Below are 17570 nucleotides of genomic sequence, written 5' to 3'. Positions count from 1 at the left end.
TCCGCTTTCGGACCCGAGTTCCGAAGGGAACGGGCGAATAGTCGGATGGAAAGCTATAGGGAGAGCTCTCGCTCATCCGTACATAATGAGCGAACGGGACTACGACCACACGGCGATCGAGCGCCGGTGGCAGGAGGCGTGGGCCGAGGCGGACGCGTATCGGACGGCGGACGACGTCGAGGACCCGAGATACGTCCTCGGGATGTACCCCTACCCCTCCGGAAAGCTCCACATGGGTCACGTCCGCAACTACACGATCACCGACGCCTACGCGCGCTACCGCCGCATGCGCGGCGACGACGTGCTCCACCCGATGGGCTGGGACGCCTTCGGCCTCCCCGCGGAGAACGCCGCGAAGGAACGCGACACCAACCCCCGCGACTGGACGTTCGACTGCATCGAGACGATGCGCGAGCAGATGAAGTCGATGGGCTTCGGCTACGACTGGGAGCGCGAGATCACAACCTGCACGCCCGAGTACTACCGGTGGAACCAGTGGCTCTTCGAGCGCTTCCACGAGGAGGGGCTGGTCGAGCGGCGGGACGCCGAGGTCAACTGGTGTCCCGAGTGCGAGACCGTGCTGGCCGACGAGCAGGTCGAGGGCGAGGACGAACTCTGCTGGCGCTGCGGGACGCCCGTCGAACAGCGCGAACTCGAACAGTGGTTCCTGAAGATCACCGAGTACGCCGACGAGTTGCTCGAATCGATCGACGACCTGGAGGGATGGCCCAACTCCGTGCGCCAGATGCAGCGCAACTGGATCGGCCGCCAGGACGGGACGGAACTCGAGTTCGAGGTCGAGGACCACGGCAGCGTCGAGGCCTTCACGACCCGCGTCGACACCATCCACGGCGCGACCTTCTTCGCGCTCGCGCCCGACCACCCGATCAGCGAGCGGCTGGCAGAGGAGGACGAGGAGATCCGGACGTTCGTCGAACACGAGGCCGACCCCGAGGGCGACGAACCCAACGGCGTCGGGACGGGGCTGACCGCGACCAACCCCGTCACGGGCGAGGAGATCCCCGTTTTCGTCGCGGACTTCGTCCTCTCGGACGTCGGAACGGGCGCGCTGATGGCCGTCCCCGGTCACGACGAGCGCGACCACGCCTTCGCGAGGAAACACGACATCGAGATCCGGCCCGTCATCGCCCCCGAACCTGACGATTGGGACGGCGAGACCGTCCCGGAGGCGCCGGAGGTGAGCGAGGCGGCGTTCACCGACGACGGCGTGCTCGTCAATTCCGGGGAGCACTCGGGACTGGACAGCGAGACGGCCCGCGAGCGGATCACCGAGGAGGTCGAGAGCGCCGAGTGGACCACGCAGTACCAACTGCGCGACTGGGGGATCTCGCGCCAGCGCTACTGGGGGACGCCCATCCCGGTCGTCCACTGCCCCGAGTGTGGTCCCGTCATGGTCCCCGACGAGGAGTTGCCGGTCGAACTCCCCGAGTTCGTCAACACCACCGGCAACCCGCTCGACGCCGCCGAGGAGTGGAAGGAGACGACCTGTCCCGACTGCGGTGCGGACGCCGAACGCGAGACCGACACGATGGACACCTTCGTCGACTCCTCGTGGTACTTTCTCAGGTATGTCTCGCCCGATCTCGACGAGGCGCCGTTCGACCGCGAGCGCGCGAGCGACTGGATGCCCGTCGACCAGTACGTCGGCGGCATCGAGCACGCCGTGATGCACCTGCTGTACGCGCGCTTCTTCACGAAGGTGCTGGCCGACCACGAGGGCCTCGAACACCGCGAGCCGTTCACCAACTTGCTCGCCCAGGGGATGGTCCAGTTGGAGGGCGAGAAGATGTCCAAATCGAAGGGGAACGTCGTCTCGCCCCAGCGCATCGTCGAGGAGTACGGCGCGGACACCGCCCGCCTGTTCATGATGCAGGCGGCCCAGCCCGAGCGCGACTTCGACTGGAGCGAGGAGGGCGTGCGCTCGACGTACGCCTTCCTCGGCCGGCTGAAGGGGATGGTCGAAAGCCACGTCGAGGACGCGCCCGCCGGCGCGGACGACGCCGTCGCGAGCTACGTCGGGAGCGAGATCGACGCGACGGTCGCCATCGCAACCGACGCGTTCGACGACCTGACGTTCAACGAGGCGCTGCGGGAGACCCAGGAGCTGGTTCGGACGCTCCGGCAGTACGCCGCGTACACCGAACCCCACGCCGCGACGTACGAGCGCGGGCTGTCGGCGGTGGTTCGGCTGCTCGCGCCGGTCGCGCCCCACCTCGCCGAGTCGCTGTGGGCGAGGCTAGGATCGGAGGGATTCGTCGTCGACGCCGACTGGCCGAGCGCAGAGATCGACCGGGAGTACGTCGAAAAGCGCCGTCGGCTGGTCGAGAACACCCGCAAGGACGTCCGCGACATCGTCGAGGTGGCCGGGATCGAGGATCCGAAGCGAATCGACGTCGTCGTCGCCCCCGACTGGAAGTACGACGCCCTCGAGATCGCGGTCGAGAGCGACGCCGAGAACCTGATCGGCGAACTCATGGGCCACGATCACATCCGCGAGCAGGGTGACGCCGCGGCCGACTACGGCCAGGACCTGCAGGCCGAGCGCGAGGCGCTGTCGATGACGCTCCCGCCCGAGGGGGAACACGCGGCGCTCGAAGCCGCCGCGTGGCTGCTCGAACGCGAGTTCGAGGCCCCCGTCGGGGTGATCCGCGCCGCCGACGCGGCCGACGACGTCGTCCGAAAGGCCGAACCGGGCCGGCCGGCGATCCACATCGAGGACTGATCGCCGGTCCCCTGAAGTCGGCGCGAAAAGGGTTATCCTGTCAGGCGTTCTATTCGAAGTATGAGCGATTCGGAGGATTCCACGGTGAAAAAGACCCTGCGGACGGTGACGCCGTACTACCGGGGACGGCCGGACGAGGAGATGAACCTGATCGGGGTCACCTACTTCCTCGTCCTGTTGGTGTTGCTCGTTCCACTGCTCCCGTTCATCGTCATCGTCTGGGCGCTGACGAAGGTCTTCGACGCGATCGACCAGCGGGCTAGTTGAGTCCGAGCAGGTCGAACGGGTAGCCGTTGTCGTTCTCGGCGGCGTGTTCGTAGACCACGTGAGCGGCGGCCACGTCTTGAATGGCGAGCCCCGTCGAGTCGAACACGGTGATCCCGTCCTCGGGCGTCCGACCCTCCCGGTTTCCGACGACGATCTCGCCGATCGCGGCGTGGATGTCCCCGTCCGTCAGCACGCCCTCGTTATAGGGCACGTTGATCTCGCCGGAGTGGGTGGTCTGGGCGTGGTCGTCGATGACGAGTTTGGCGTCGAGCAGGACCTCGTCGGCGATCTCGTGTTTTCCTTCGGCGTCCGCGCCCATCGCGTTGACGTGGGTGTGTTCGCCGACGGCCTCGCGGGGGACGATCGGATCCTCGACGGGGGTAACAGTAGAAAGGACGTCACACGAGGCGGCCTCCTGGATCGATCCCCCGGAGACGTCGAAGCGGTCGGAGAAATGGGAGACGAAGCGCTCGACGCGCTCGTCGTCGAGGTCGCTGATTATCACCTTCCGGATGGGACGGATCTCGGCGATCGCCGCCAGTTGGGTGTACGCCTGTGCGCCCGCGCCGACGATCCCCATCGAACTCGCCTCGGCGACGGCGAGGTGGTCGGTGGCGACCGCCGCGGCCGCGCCGGTGCGCTGCATAGTGAGTTCGGTTCCGTCCATGATCGCTAATGGTACTGCGGTCTCGGGGTCCGAGTAGATCATCGTCCCCAGAACCGTGGGAAGGTCGTGGTCGGCGGGGTTGTCGGGGTGGACGTTCACCCACTTGATCCCGGCGGCGTCCCACTCCCCTGCATCGAGGTAGGCGGGCATCGAGCGGAAGTCGCCGTTGTACTGGGGCAGGTCGATGTAGGATTTCGGCGGCATCTGAGCGTCGCCGCGCTCGTAGGCGGCGAAGGCGTCCTCGATCGCGGGGATCAACTCGGAGAGACGCGCGTTCTCGGCCACGTCGTCGCTGTTCAAAAGCAGCGTCTGCATGGGCGGCGAATATTGCGGAAGCCTCTTAGTTCCATCTGAACGGACGCCACGAACCCGACCGAGACATCGGCGAATCCGTTCGCCAGTACGGGCATCGCTAGCGGTCGTGGATGCACGAAAGAAATCGAGGTCGGTTCTCCGAAAACGGCAGCCGATACGACGACGGTCGGGGGTGAAGCGGTGATCGACGCGCCTATCTCACATCGCGCCGCCCATGCCGCCCATTCCGCCCATGCCACCCATGCCGCCGGGTGCGCCGCCCTCCTCGTCGTCGCCCTTGTCGGTCGAGAGGTCGCCGGCGGAGATGATGTCGTCGATCTTGAGCACGAGGTTCGCCGCCTCGGTGGCGCTCGTCAGCGCCTGCTCCTTGGCGTGGGCCGGCTCGACGATGCCCGCCTCGAAGGTGTCCTCGACGTCTCCCGAGAACACGTTCAGGCCGGCGCGCGACTCGCCCGACTCGTGGGCCGCACGCAGGTCGACGAGCGTGTCGATCGAATCGAGGCCGGCGTTCTCGGCGAGCACGCGGGGGACGAGTTCGAGCGCGTCGGCGAACGCCTCGACCGCGAGCTGTTCGCGACCGCTCACGGAGTCGGCGTAGTCGCGCAGGCGCGAGGCCAGTTCGACCTCGATCGCCCCGCCGCCCGAGAGCACGCGCCCGTCGGAGACGGTCTGGGCGACGACCTCGAGGGCGTCGGAGATGCCGCGTTCGAGTTCGTCGACGACGTGCTCGGTCGACCCTCGGAGGAGAAGGGTGGCGCCGTGGGAGTCCTCACCGGTGACGTAGAACATCTCGTCGGTCTCGTCGCGGACGACGCTGCCCTCGCCGAGGTCCTCGCTCGTGGCGCTGTCCAGATCGGAGACGATCGAGGCGTCCAGCACCTCCTTCAGGAACTCCAGATCGCTCTTCTTCGCGCGGCGCACTGCCAGGATGCCCTCCTTCGCGAGGTAGTGCTGGGCGAGGTCGTCGATGCCCTTCTGACAGAAGACGACGTCCGCGCCGGTCTCCACGATCTGCTCGACCTTCTTCTTGAGCTGGGCCTCCTCCTGATCGAGGAACTGCTGGAGCTGGTCGGGGCTGTCGATGCTGACGTTGGTGTCGACGTCGGCCTCCTCGACCTCGATTGGCTCGTTCAGCAGGAGCACCTTCGCCTCTTCGACCTCGGTCGGCATGTCGTCGTGGACCGGGTCCTTGTCGACGATGGCCCCCTCGAGGAGTTCGCTGTCGCCGGCCGAGCGGCCGGTCTGGGTCTCGATCTCGAGGAACTCGAGGTCGACGACGCTGTCGCCCTCGTCGGTCTCGACGGTGACCTTGCCCACGGCGTCGACGATCAGCTGGGCGAGGTGCTCCTTGTTGAGCTCGGCGCCCTTGCCGGTCATCGAGGTTTCCGCTACTTTCTTCAGGAGGTCCTCGTCGCTCGCGTCGACGCGCTCGGCGACGTTGTCGACCTCCTCCCGGGCCTGCTCCGCGGCCATGTGGAAGCCCTTGATGATCGCCGTCGGGTGGATGTCCTGTTCGAGGAGGTCCTCCGCGTTCTTCAGGAGTTCGCCCGCGATGGCGACCGCGGTCGTGGTCCCGTCGCCCGCCTCGTCCTCCTGAGTTTCCGCGACCTCGATGATCATCTCCGCGGTCGGGTTGTCGATGTCCATCTCTTTGAGGATGGTCACGCCGTCGTTGGTGATGGTGACCGAACCCATCGAGTCGACGAGCATCTTGTCCATCCCCTTGGGGCCGAGCGTCGAACGGACCGACTCGGCGACCGCCCGCGCAGCCGAGATGTTGTAGTCCTGCGCGTTGCGGTCCTGTACGCGCTGTGCGTCCTCGCCCATGATGATCATGGGCTGACCCTGCTGCATTCGCTGACTCATAGTCACCCGAATCGTTGTTTGTGGTTCTATATAAAAATGCCGATCATGGCGAGCAGCGTCGATCTCGTGAGGGGCGACTGGAAGGTTGAAATGCCTGTTTCTCGGCATATCGCGCCAATTCATGTGGTGTGCTATCAGGGTTCTTCAAGTGAGGACTGTCGTGACAGATGCTCATTTAAATATGGAATGGATGAGGTGGCCAGCGCGAGGGCGGTCGCCATGTCGGCGACCGCACGAGCGGGGCGGGGAAGGGCAGGCGAACACTGTGGATCTACCGCGAACGAACACGGCGAGTGAGCGGGCCGCGGAACCCCCGGCGGGGGTGACGACGGCTTTTGATCCAGCTTTTACCAGCGAGCGAAGCGAGCGTGGTTCGAGACGGCGGAGCCGTCTCGTCATCTCGAAAGGCGAAGCCTTTCGGACGACGGCAAAAGCTGGGAGCCGAAGGTTCATACCCGGTCGGCGGCTACAGAAAGTAGTATGGCCAGTGCGGAGAACCAGGAGCTCGTCGGCCGTTTCGAGGAGTTCTACCGGACCTACTACCACGACGAGATCGGCACGCTGGCACAGCACTACCCGAACGAACAGCGCTCCCTGTACCTCGACTGGGCCGACCTGAACCGCTTCGATCCCGACGTCGCCGACGACTTCCGAAACCAGCCCGAGCAGATGCAGCCGTACGCCGAGGAGGCGCTCAGACTCTACGACCTCCCCGTCGACGTGAGCCTCGGGCAGGCCCACGTCCGGGTGCGAAACCTCCCCGGCGCGACCGATATTCGAGACATTCGCTCGAAGAACGTCAACACGCTCGTCGAAGTGCGTGGAATCGTCCGCAAGGCGACGGACGTCCGCCCGAAGATCCAGCAGGCGGCCTTCGAGTGCCAGCGCTGTGGCACCCTCACGCGGATCCCCCAGACCGGCGGCGACTTCCAGGAGCCCCACCAGTGTTCGGGCTGTGAACGCCAGGGCCCCTTTAGAATCAACTTCGACCAGTCGGAGTTCATCGACGCCCAGAAGATCCGCGTGCAGGAGAGTCCTGAAGGACTTCGCGGCGGCGAGACCCCCCAGAGTTTGGACGTGCATATCGAGGACGACATCACGGGCGAGGTGACCGCGGGCGACCACGTCCGCGTGACGGGCGTGCTCCACCTCGAACAGCAGGGGTCGAACCAGGAGAAGTCGACCATGTTCGACATCCACATGGAGGGCCACGCGGTCGAGGTCGAGGAGGAACAGTTCGAGGACATGGAGATCACCGACGAGGACAAGCAGGCCATCGTCGAGCTCTCCTCGGATCCCGACATCTACGAGCGGATGGTCGACAGCCTCGCGCCCTCGATCTACGGCCACCGGCAGGCCAAGCTGGCGATGACCCTCCAGCTGTTTTCAGGGGTTACGAAACACCTGCCGGACGGTTCGCGCACCCGCGGGGACATGCACATGCTCCTGATCGGGGACCCCGGGACCGGGAAATCGGCGCTACTGCAGTACATCCGCAACATCGCGCCCCGCTCGGTCTACACCTCCGGGAAGGGTAGCAGTTCGGCGGGGCTGTGTGTCACCGGTGACACGATGGTCCAAACGACGGATGGGCTCGTTCCGATTCGCGACCTCGCCGAGAAGCACCATCCGAAACCAGTGACGACGGACACGCCAGCAGCAGCGGAACACGAGCTATACACCTACGACCGCACCGCCGGCACGGTCAACATCACCGAGAGTTCGCACGTCTGGCGCATGCCAGAAAAGCCGTGTCGACGCATCGAAACGGCTCACGGAAAACGACTGGAAGCCTCCGTCAACACGCCAGTACTCGTCTGTGACACCGACGGTGTAGAGTGGCGCGAGATCTCCGAGATCGAGGCCGGTGACTACGTCGGCGTACCCAAACACACGACCATCGAACGATCCTCCCCGTCGCCCCGCGAGTTCTTCGAATTCACCGAGGAGAAGCTAAAGCCGACCGCTAAATCGGTGGCGTTTATGCGACAACGGCTCCGCGAGGAGTTCGGAACGCTGCGGGCGGCGGCCGGCGCTCTCGACCTGCCGGAAGACTTCATCTACGACTCGCTATCGAACCGTCATCTTCCACTCGATCGGCTCGATCGAATCCTCGAGGCGATCGATACCGACCGGGGCGATATCGAAATCGACCGCGCGATGGTGAGACACGGCAGCGGTATCGAGATCCCGAACGCGTTCGACGAGGACCTGATGTATCTCGTCGGATTCGTGTTCGGCGACGGCGATGTGACGGTGTCTCGGCGAGGGGGGAATCGCGGATACGTCCGAATATCGAACTCCGATGAGGGGTTGCTCGAAACCGCCGCGGAGATCATCGAATCGACGTTCGGTAAGTCCGTCTCGATCGAATATCAGGAAGAACGGGTGCCGTGCATACGACTCCATAGCACGACGGTCGCGCGCTTCTTCAGTAACCTCGGCGTCGAGTCACCGAAAGACGATATCGCGCTCGCCCCGTCGCTCACGACTGCCGAAAACGCCGACGCGTTCCTCCAAGGATTGTTCGACGCCGATGGATCCGTCTGTCCGCGGACGGACGGCGGATCCAGCGTTCAGTTCTCAACGGTCTGTCCGAGACTGGCCCGCCAGGTTCAGTTGATGCTCGAAACGTACGGTATCCGTTCACGGATTCGAGAGCGGGACCGTCGAGGGACGTATACGCTGGCGAGTGGACAGGAGATCGTATCGAAGGCGGTGCAGACACATCTCACGATGTACGGCAAGGATCTCGACGCGTTCGCCAGCGAAATCGGATTCCGTTCGATCGAGAAGGCCACTACTCTAACGACTGTCGTATCGGATGCACAGCGTCGCGGCGAACGTCTTCCGGTCGGCCGAACGCTTGTCAGAGCCGACGGTGGGGGCGGGGCGTACTATCAGAACGTCACCCGAGGCGATAATCCAAGTCGGGAACGCGCGCGAGAGATACTCTCGGAGTTAAATCTCGGAGCGGCCGCTCCGATCGTTGAGGAAGTAGCCGACGCCGATCTCGTCTGGGACGAAGTCGTTGCGGCCGCCGATACCGGCTACAAAGAAGTGTTCGATCTCACGGTTCCGAAGACACACAACTTCATCGGAAACGGCATCGTAACACACAACACGGCCGCGGCGGTTCGCGACGACTTCGGCGAGGGCCAGCAATGGACGCTCGAAGCCGGCGCGCTCGTCCTCGCCGACCGGGGGATCGCCGCGGTCGACGAACTCGACAAGATGCGCCCCGAGGACCGCTCCGCGATGCACGAGGCGCTCGAACAGCAGTCGATCTCGATCTCGAAGGCCGGGATCAACGCCACCCTCAAGTCGCGGTGTTCGCTGCTCGGCGCGGCGAACCCGAAATATGGGAGATTCGACCAGTACGAGCCCATCGGCGAGCAGATCGACCTCGAACCCGCCCTCATCTCGCGGTTCGATCTGATCTTTACTGTGACTGATAAGCCCGACCCAGACGAGGACCGCAAGCTCGCCCAGCACATCCTCCAGACGAACTACGCGGGGGAGCTCAACACCCAGCGCACGAACCTCCCCTCGCCGGACGTCACCCGCGAGGAGGTCGACGCCGTCACCGAGGAGGTCGCCCCCGACATCGACGCCGAGTTGTTGCGAAAGTACATCGCCTACGCCCAGCAGAGCTGTTTCCCCCGGATGACCGACGACGCCCGCGAGGCGATCCAGGAGTTCTACGTCGACCTGCGCTCGAAGGGCGCCGACGAGGACGCGCCCGTTCCCGTGACGGCCCGGAAGCTCGAGGCGCTCGTCAGGCTCGGGGAGGCGAGCGCCCGCGTCCGGCTCTCCGATACCGTCGAGCGCGAGGACGCCGAACGCGTCATCGAGATCGTTCGCTCCTGTCTGCAGGACATCGGCGTCGACCCCGAAACCGGCGAGTACGACGTCGACGTGATCGAGACGGGGCGCTCGAAGACCCAGCGCGACCGGGTGAAGGGGATCAAGGAGATCATCCGGGAGCTTCAGGAGGAGTACGACGGCGAACCCGGCGCGCCCCAAGAGAAGGTCATCGAGCGCGCCGCGGAGGCGGGGATCGAGGACAGCAAGGCCGAACACGAGATCCAGAAGCTCCGTAACAAGGGTGAGCTTTACTCGCCCAATCAGGACTACCTCAGGCTAGTCTGAGACGGCTTAGGCTACGGCGTCGATCACCGCTTCGAGCGTGAAGGACCCCTCATAGAGTGCGGTCCCGACGACGACGGCGCTCGCGCCCGCCGCTTTCAGCGCCCGCACGTCATCGAGACTCGCGACGCCACCGCTTGCGACGACCGGGATTCCCACCGCGTCCGCGATCCGCTCGACGGGACCCGTCTTCACGCCCTCCAGTTGTCCCTCGACGTCGACGTTCGTAAAGAGGATCGCGCCCGCACCCAGCTCCTCGTAGCGGGCGGCGGCCTCGGCTGGGTCTAGTCCAGTACCCTCGGTCCACCCCGAGACGACCACCTCGCCGCCCTTGGCGTCGAGGCTCACCATCACGCTGTTTGCGTACTCGTCGCTGACCTCCCGAACGATCTCCGGGTTCTCGACCGCCGCCGTCCCGAGGATCACCCGGTCGACGCCACGGTCTAGTAGTCCGATCGCGTCCTCGGCGGTCCGGATCCCGCCGCCCAGTTGGACCGTCGCCTCCCCGTCGACGGTTTCGAGGACCGCCTCGACGGCGGGGGCGTTCTTTCGCTCGCCCTCGAAGGCGCCGTCGAGATCGACGAGATGGAGGGTTCGCGCGCCTGCTTCGACCCACCGGCGGGCGGCCTCGGCGGGGTCGCCGTAGCGTTTCTCGGTCCCGCGCTCTCCCTGCACCAACTGGACCACCTCGCCCTCTTGCATGTCCACGGCGGGGATCACCTCGTACTCATCGAACATGGTCACGACCACGGCCGGCGCGGGTCTAAACGCACCGGTCCACGTGTGGGATCCCGATCCCGGTTTTCAGGCCGTCACGCGGGTTTTGGTCGGCCAAATTTACGGTCGAATTATCCTCGTATGTAGGCCCGATACCCTCCGAGATGCCGGTAATTCCTGGATTAGCCGATCTGGAAATGAACAGCAAGGTCTAACAGGTATGACGTTGAAGGGGGAAGTGATGCCAACCGTAGAATACCTCAACTACGAAGTGCTGGACGATCAGGGCTGGGACATCGACGACGACGACCTCTTCGGTCAGGCTGCCGACGCCGGCCTCGACGACGAGGACTACGGCACGCTCGACGTCAACGAGGGCGAGTACATCCTCGAGGCCGCGGAGGCGCAGGGCTACGACTGGCCCTTCTCGTGTCGCGCCGGCGCGTGTGCGAACTGCGCGGCGATCCTCAAGGAGGGCGAGATCGAGATGGACATGCAGCAGATCCTCTCGGACGAGGAGGTCGACGACAAGAACGTTCGGCTGACCTGCATCGGTTCGCCCGCCGCCGACGAGATCCAGATCGTCTACAACGCGAAGCACCTGGACTACCTCCAGAACCGCGTCATCTGAACGGCGTCAGTTTTCCCGCGCTTCGTTCGTTTCGTCGTCTCGAACCACAAAATATTCGTCGGGCGACCCCACCCGTAGGGTCGTGCTCGCCTCGGTCCCCGACCTCCTGCGCTTGCTCGCGATACCCGTTCTCGTCTGGGCCGCGTATCGCGACGTGAAGACCCGGCGGGTTCCGAGCCGGACGTGGACCCCGCTGTTCGCGCTCGCGGTCGTCCTCTTGCTCTGGGACGGGATCGCCTCGTTTCTCGCGGGCGGGCTGACGTGGTCGTACTTCCTCGTCGGCGCGGGGATCAGCCTGCTGCTGGTGATCCCCGCGTCGTACGGTTTCTGGCGCTTCGGCGCGTTCGGCGGTGCGGACGCGAAGGCGCTGATCGTTCTTGCACTGCTCTTTCCGACCTACCCGTCCTACCGGCTCGGCTCGCTCGTGGTCCCGCTGGTCGGGACGCCCACGGGCGCGTTCGCGCTCACGATCCTCACCAACACCGTGCTCGTCGGGACGTGCTACCCCGTCGTCCTCGCGATCAGGAACGCGCTTTCGGGACGGTTCACCCCGCTGATGGTCGTCGGCTGGCCCGTCCACTGGTCGGACGCCGAGCGAACCCACGGTCGGCTGCTCGAGGACGGGGAGGGGTTCACCCGATCGGGGCTCGACCTCGACGCCCTGCGGATGTACCTCCGGTGGCGCGGGACGACGCTCGCGGCGCTGCGCGAGGACCCCGAACGCTTCCGGGACCCCGTCTCGCTGCCCGCGGAGCCGTCGCCCGCCGGTGATGGCGCAGTGACCGATGGAGGAGTCGTCGAGGACGACTGGGGCGCGGAAGCCTTCCTCGCCGACGTCGGGTCGGCCTACGGCACCACCCCCGAGGGGTTGCGCGATGGGCTGGACGTGCTCACCACACGGGAGGTGGTCTGGGTGTCGCCGGGGATCCCGTTCCTCGTGTCGATCCTCGTCGGCCTGCTGGTCGCGCTGGTCTACGGCGACCTGCTGACGAGCGCCCTTCGGGTCGTCGGCGCGATGTAGCGTGACGGAAACACTATAACGGTCGGCTCGAAGCACTCGGACGATGCCATCGCCGGACGATCGCGTTCGCTTTCTCGCGACCTCCTCGAACCGCGTCTCTCTGCTCGATACCCTCGAAGACGGCCCGTTGCAGCCCGCCGAACTCGTCGACCGACTCGAACTGTCGCGCTCCGCGACCCAGCGCAACCTCCGCGAACTGACGGACCTGGGGTGGGCCCGCCGGGTCGATGGAGGGTACACCTGCACGGTCGGCGGCCGACTCGTGCTCGCGGCCTACAGCGAACTGATCGCCACCGTCAGCCTCGTCGAGGAGTACGGCGGGAGCCTCGAACCGCTCGCCGAGTCCGGCATGTCGCTGTCGCCGCCCGTCCTCGAGAGCGCGACCGTCATCACGGCGACGGAGAACGACCCCCACGCCCCGCTTCGCTACTACACCGAGCGGGTCCGCGAGCTGAACCCGTCGCGGTTCTTCGGGATCGTTCCGGTCGTCAGCCCGCTGTTCAACGAGGCCCACCGGTCGCTGCTCGAGGAGGGGACGGAGGGCGAACTCGTGCTGGATTCGGCGGCGCTCTCGGCCTCGAAGGATTACTACGGGACGGAGTTCGACGCCGCCGTCGAGACCGAGGGGCTGGTGCTGTACGCCCACCCCGGCTCGTTCTCGTTCGGCCTCTCGATCATCGGCGATCGGGTCTTCCTCGGCGCCTACGAGGCGGGGCAGTTCGTCGCCTGCTTCGAGTGGGGTGATCCCGACGTCAGGGAGGAGGCGCTCGTCGCCTACGAGCGCCACCGGGAGGCCGCCCACGAGATCGACGCGGCGTTCTCGGGGTAGGTGTCCTACGGCGTGCCACATGTGTCGGGAGGTAGCTATAGGTTCCTCCTGGCCCTCGCGGAAGACATGGGTCGACCGGCGTGCCCCGGATCGGCGGTGCCCCTGACAGACGCACCCGGATGACCCATGCACCCTGCGCTCGTGGTCGTGCACCGGCCGATCCACCCACTCCTGCTTCGACCGTCAATCGATACCCGCGGGTCCGGCGTGCGGGCGCGACCGGAAGGACAGAAGACCTATTCGCCGCGGGGGACTCACTCGATCCATGAGCGCCGACGCTCCTGACCTCGAGTTCGACGACCGCGGACTGCTCCCCGTGATCGCCCAGGACGCAGAGACCCACGAGGTGCTGATGCTCGCGTACGCGAACCGCGAGGCCATCGAGCGAACCCACGAGACCGACCGGGCGCACTACTACTCGCGCAGCCGCGAGGAACTCTGGGAGAAGGGCGCGACCAGCGGCCACACCCAGGCGGTGCGGGAGATCCGCGTCGACTGCGACGGCGACACCCTGCTCTATCTCGTCGAGCAGGAGGGCGGGGCCTGTCACACCGGCCACCGCTCGTGTTTCTACCGCACCGTCGAGGGCGAGGACGTCGGCGAGCGCGTCTTCGACCCCGACGACGTGTATGAGTGAGCCCGACCCCGAACGGCGTCTCGCCGACGCCCACGAGCGATACGAGGCCGCGTGCGAGGCCGTCGAGGCCGTCGGCGAGGGCGACCTCCGGCGGCTCGAACGCGCTCGCGAGGACCTCGCGGAGCTCTTCTCGCGCTACGAGGGGCGCGCGACGGGGACGGGCGACTTCAAGGGATTCATCGAGTTCCAGAGCGCGCTCGACGACCTCGTCTCCTCGCTCCCCGAGGACCTCCCCCACCGCGAGGTCTTCGAGGCCGTCGAGGACGGCTTCGACAAGCGCCGACTGAACGAGGCGGACTTCGAGCGCGCGCGCGAACTGCTCGGCCCGGTCGACGACGACGTCGAGCGCCTCACCGAGCGCGCGGCCGCCCGCGAGGACCTGCGCGAGGCGCGCCGGGCGGTCGAGTCGCGGATCGCGGCGCTCGACGAGGAGATCGCCGAGTACGACCGCCTGCTCGCGCTGAACGAGGTCGACCTCGACGCGCCCGTCGCCGACCTTCGGGTCCCGATCGAGGGGTACAACGAGGCGGTCGAGGCGGCCTTCTCGGGCTACCTCTCGCGTGCGAGCACCCGCGAGGTCGTCGCGTTCCTCGACCGGACCGAGTGGTTCCCGCTGGTCGAGACGCCCGACCTCCCGGCCGATCTCCGGGCGTACATCGCGCGCGCCGACGCGGGGACCGAGTCGGTCCCGAAACTGCTCGAGTACGCCGACTACTCGCGCTCGAAACTGGACCACTACGTCGAGGACGCCGACGCGCTCAAGCGGGCGGTCGCCACCCAGCGCACGGCGCTCGAGCGGATCGACGCGACTCCCTTTCGACTGGCTTGGCCGCCCCGCCCCGCCGACGAACTCCGGTACCAACTCAGAGAACTCCGGGCGGTGGTTCCCCGGTTCGCCCCCGAGGAGACGGTCGCCCGCCTCAGGGAGGTCCGGACGTTGACGCGCGATCCCGATTACGAACGGCTCCGTCGCGCCGCCGAGGCCCGCGAGCGCCTCGGCGCACACGAACGCGAACGCCTCGAAAGCGGGGCGCTCGCGGCCGACAGGAAGCGGGCGAGCGAAAGGATCGAGCGGCTACGGGACGCGCTCGAGCGCTACGCCTCGACGATCGCGCCCTGATAGCTCGCGATCTCGTCGAGCACGTCCTCGCGCTCGGCCTCGGGGACCTCGAACTCCTTGAGGGCGGTATTGAGGTGGCGGGCGATCGCATTGAACTCCTCCTCGTTGATGCCCATGCCCTCGTGGGCCGCCCGCATGTCCTCGCCCGAGTACTCGACCGGCCCGCCGGTGACGGCGCTGATGAACTGGGTCTGGTGGGCGATCTGGCGCTGCATGTCGACGTCCTCGAAGTAGCCGTTGACCAGATCGTCGGCCATCACGTGTCCGTAAAACCGGTCGACGACGGCTTCGATCGACTCCTCGCCACCGAGGCGCTCGTAGAGCGTTTGCTCTGGCATACGTTCGCGTGTTCACGGCGGGGGCGTAAACCTCCTGTCCCGAACCCGTTCGGCCCGGCTATACCGACCGGCGCGCCGCGCTCGCGGCGTCGTAGAGCCGCGCGGCGAGGTCCTCGGCGCGCGCCTCGTCGCGGGCCTCGGCGTACACCCGGATGACGGGTTCGGTGCCGCTGGGTCGCGCGAGCACCCAGCCGTCGCCGTAGTCCAGCCGGACGCCGTCGGTGGTGTTCGCCTCGGCGTCGGCGTCGGCCGCGACGTCCTCGACGGCCGAGAGCATCGCCTCGCGTTCGGCACGCTCCTCGTACGCGAGCTTCAGCCGGACGTTGTGATAACCGCTGAACGGCCCGATCACCTCGCTCGCGGGCTTTTCGGCGACGAGTTCGAGGAAGCGCGCGCCGATGTACGCGCCGTCGCGCGCGAGGCTGTACTCGGGGAAGTAGATCCCGCCGTTGCCCTCGCCCGCGACCGGCACCGAGATCCCCTCGGCCCGTAGCTGCTGGATCCGGCTGGTGATGTAGGTGCTTCCAATGGGAGTGAGTTCGAGGGCCGCGCCGGTCCGCTCGCAGACGTCGACCAATCGTTGGGAGACGTTGACCGCGGCGACGGTCGCGTCGTCGCTCGTGAGTTCGGCGTCCGCGAGCGCCGCGAGCGCCGCGTCGCCCTCGATGTACTCGCCGGATTCGTCGTAGAAGATCGCCCGGTCGCCGTCGCCGTCGTGGGCGATCCCGACGTCGGCGTCGCTCGCACGGACCAGCCGTCCCAGGTCCCCGAGGTTCTTCTCGACGGGTTCGGGGTTCCGGCCCGGGAACCGGCCGTCGGGCTGGGCGTTGACCGTCACCACACGACAGCCCAGTTCCCGGAACAGGCGGGGACTGGTCAGCGAGGCCGCGCCGTGGCCGGGGTCGATCGCGACGGTCAGGTCGGCGGCGGCGATCTTCTCCCGGTCGACCGCCTCGCGGACGCCGTCGATATACCGCCGGACGGCGTCCTCGACGACGAACTCGTCGCCGGTGTGCGCCCACGAGCGCGCGCCGTCGACCTCCGAGAGGAACACCTCCTCGACGGTTTCGAGTTCCGAGACCGAGAGCTCGATCCCGCCGGGCCCGATGAGTTTGACGCCGTTGTACTCGGGCGGGTTGTGCGAGGCGGTGATCATCACCGCCGGGACGCCCTCGCGGCCCGCGTAGGCCTGGACGCCCGGCGTCGGCAGGACGCCCAGCCGGTCGACGTCGCAGCCGACGCTCTGGAGGCCGGAAACGGCGGCGTTCTCGAGCATGCGTCCGGTGTGGCGGGTGTCACGCGCGACTGCTACACGGTCTGCCCCCCAGACCGTTCCGGCGGCCGCGACGACCTGCAGGACGAACGCCGGCGTGATCTCTTCGTTCGCGACCCCGCGCGTCCCGCTCGACCCGAACACGTCCATCACCCGACTCTCGGAAGCGACGGGGCAAATGGATTCCGGAACAGCCATTTGGCGCTCGACCGCGAACGCTCCGTATGAGCAGCATCGAGGAGAAGCGCGTCTACGCCGGGAAAACCGGGGAGAGAAGCGTCTATCTCGCGAGCGACCTCGGCGTCGTCCGCGCCTCGGTCTCCGGGGACATGATCGGGGAGTTCGGCATCGAACACCGCTGTCGGGCGCGCGATCTCGCGTGGGTCGACGGGCTCGCGGTCGCCACCGCCGAGGACGTCCTGCTGGACGGCGACCCCACGGGGTTCGGCCCCGCTCTCGTCGTCGGCGGGGTCGAGGAACCGGTCGCCGTCTCCCCGGAGGGCCGGGTCGCCCGTTTCGAGGGGAGCGAGTGGACCGACCTCGGGAGCCTCGACGACGTGCGGGCGGCCGACGGCGACCTGCTCGCGACCGGCGGCGGGATCTACCGCGCGAGCGGCGGTCTCGACCACGTTGGCCTCGCCGACGCGAACGACGTCTCCACCCCCGGTATCCCGCTCGCGGCGACCGCTGCGGGGCTCTATCGCCTCGGCAACGGCTGGATGCGCGATCTCGACGGGGGGTTCGACCGGGTCGCGGGCGACGGCCCGCCCGGCGAACTCCCTTCGGGGGCCGCGCTCGCCGGCGAGTCCCTGTACGTCTACGACGGCGAGTGGCGCGAGCGCGAGACGCCCGAACCCTTGGCGGCGGTGGCGGTCGGCGAGGCGGTCTACGGCGCAACCGGCGATGGAACGCTGTACGTCGACGCGGGCGACGGCTGGCGCTCGGGGGCGCTCGGCGTCTCGGGCGTGCGGGCGATGCTCGTCCGCTGAGACCGAAA

Annotated in this window: 14 protein-coding genes; 9 read left to right on the top strand and 5 right to left on the bottom strand. The window is 67.0% G+C overall.

Annotated elements, in window-relative coordinates; genetic code table 11:
• The first annotated feature begins 85 nt into the window (after positions 1–85).
• Together leuS and QRT08_RS13695 are read left to right on the top strand one after the other, a co-directional pair.
• Positions 86–2743 (top strand): leucine--tRNA ligase, encoded by a 2658-nt coding sequence (gene leuS, locus QRT08_RS13700; RefSeq protein WP_286046526.1) that lies wholly within the window; start codon positions 86–88, stop codon positions 2741–2743.
• A gap of 60 nt (positions 2744–2803) precedes the next feature.
• Positions 2804–3010: a DUF7535 family protein gene (locus QRT08_RS13695; protein ID WP_286046525.1), complete on the top strand. Its 207-nt coding sequence runs from the start codon at positions 2804–2806 to the stop codon at positions 3008–3010.
• On the opposite strand, the gene QRT08_RS13690 is transcribed toward QRT08_RS13695, so the two are convergent.
• Together QRT08_RS13690 and thsB are read right to left on the bottom strand one after the other, a co-directional pair.
• A complete protein-coding gene (locus QRT08_RS13690) occupies positions 3003–3992 on the bottom strand; it encodes an ornithine cyclodeaminase family protein (RefSeq protein WP_286046524.1) in 990 nt (329 codons plus the stop codon). The genes QRT08_RS13695 and QRT08_RS13690 overlap by 8 nt on opposite strands.
• Before the next feature lie 198 nt (positions 3993–4190).
• Entirely contained in the window at positions 4191–5858 is a 1668-nt protein-coding gene (gene thsB / locus QRT08_RS13685) for a thermosome subunit beta (RefSeq protein WP_369684846.1), read from the bottom strand.
• A gap of 480 nt (positions 5859–6338) precedes the next feature.
• Here thsB and QRT08_RS13680 point away from each other — a divergent pair, with 480 nt between their 5' ends.
• A complete protein-coding gene (locus tag QRT08_RS13680) occupies positions 6339–10010 on the top strand; it encodes an LAGLIDADG family homing endonuclease (RefSeq protein ID WP_286046522.1) in 3672 nt (1223 codons plus the stop codon).
• A gap of 6 nt (positions 10011–10016) precedes the next feature.
• Here QRT08_RS13680 and hisA read toward each other — a convergent pair whose 3' ends face one another.
• On the bottom strand, positions 10017–10745 hold the full coding sequence (hisA, locus tag QRT08_RS13675; protein ID WP_286046521.1) for a 1-(5-phosphoribosyl)-5-[(5-phosphoribosylamino)methylideneamino]imidazole-4-carboxamide isomerase: 729 nt from the start codon (positions 10743–10745) through the stop codon (positions 10017–10019).
• A 220-nt stretch (positions 10746–10965) separates the two neighbouring features.
• Between hisA and fer the strand changes: the two genes are divergently transcribed.
• The 5 genes from fer to QRT08_RS13650 all read left to right on the top strand — a co-directional run bounded on the left by fer (position 10966) and on the right by QRT08_RS13650 (position 14962).
• The gene (gene fer, locus QRT08_RS13670) at positions 10966–11355 is read left to right on the top strand and encodes a ferredoxin Fer (protein WP_286046520.1); all 390 of its coding nucleotides are present in this window, start codon (positions 10966–10968) and stop codon (positions 11353–11355) included.
• Between the two features lie 82 nt (positions 11356–11437).
• Complete coding sequence (locus QRT08_RS13665) at positions 11438–12376, top strand: A24 family peptidase (RefSeq protein ID WP_286046519.1); 939 nt, start codon at positions 11438–11440, stop codon at positions 12374–12376.
• A gap of 43 nt (positions 12377–12419) precedes the next feature.
• Positions 12420–13205 (top strand): helix-turn-helix transcriptional regulator, encoded by a 786-nt coding sequence (locus tag QRT08_RS13660; RefSeq protein WP_286046518.1) that lies wholly within the window; start codon positions 12420–12422, stop codon positions 13203–13205.
• A 265-nt stretch (positions 13206–13470) separates the two neighbouring features.
• A complete protein-coding gene (gene hisI, locus QRT08_RS13655; RefSeq protein ID WP_286046517.1) occupies positions 13471–13842 on the top strand; it encodes a phosphoribosyl-AMP cyclohydrolase in 372 nt (123 codons plus the stop codon).
• Entirely contained in the window at positions 13835–14962 is a 1128-nt protein-coding gene (locus tag QRT08_RS13650; protein WP_286046516.1) for a DUF7118 family protein, read from the top strand. Before hisI ends, QRT08_RS13650 begins: the two co-directional genes overlap by 8 nt.
• On the opposite strand, the gene QRT08_RS13645 is transcribed toward QRT08_RS13650, so the two are convergent.
• Together QRT08_RS13645 and glmM are read right to left on the bottom strand one after the other, a co-directional pair.
• Positions 14938–15300: a group I truncated hemoglobin gene (locus tag QRT08_RS13645; protein WP_286046515.1), complete on the bottom strand. Its 363-nt coding sequence runs from the start codon at positions 15298–15300 to the stop codon at positions 14938–14940. The genes QRT08_RS13650 and QRT08_RS13645 overlap by 25 nt on opposite strands.
• A gap of 58 nt (positions 15301–15358) precedes the next feature.
• The gene (gene glmM, locus QRT08_RS13640) at positions 15359–16723 is read right to left on the bottom strand and encodes a phosphoglucosamine mutase (RefSeq protein WP_286046514.1); all 1365 of its coding nucleotides are present in this window, start codon (positions 16721–16723) and stop codon (positions 15359–15361) included.
• 74 nt (positions 16724–16797) lie between these two features.
• Here glmM and QRT08_RS13635 point away from each other — a divergent pair, with 74 nt between their 5' ends.
• Complete coding sequence (locus QRT08_RS13635; RefSeq protein ID WP_286046513.1) at positions 16798–17562, top strand: HVO_0234 family beta-propeller protein; 765 nt, start codon at positions 16798–16800, stop codon at positions 17560–17562.
• The last annotated feature ends 8 nt before the right edge of the window (positions 17563–17570 follow it).

The organism is Halalkalicoccus sp. NIPERK01 (genome assembly GCF_030287405.1).
GTDB lineage: Archaea > Halobacteriota > Halobacteria > Halobacteriales > Halalkalicoccaceae > Halalkalicoccus.
The sequence above is the reverse complement of the archived record's forward strand: the minus strand, read 5'-3'. Positions and strand labels throughout refer to the sequence as shown.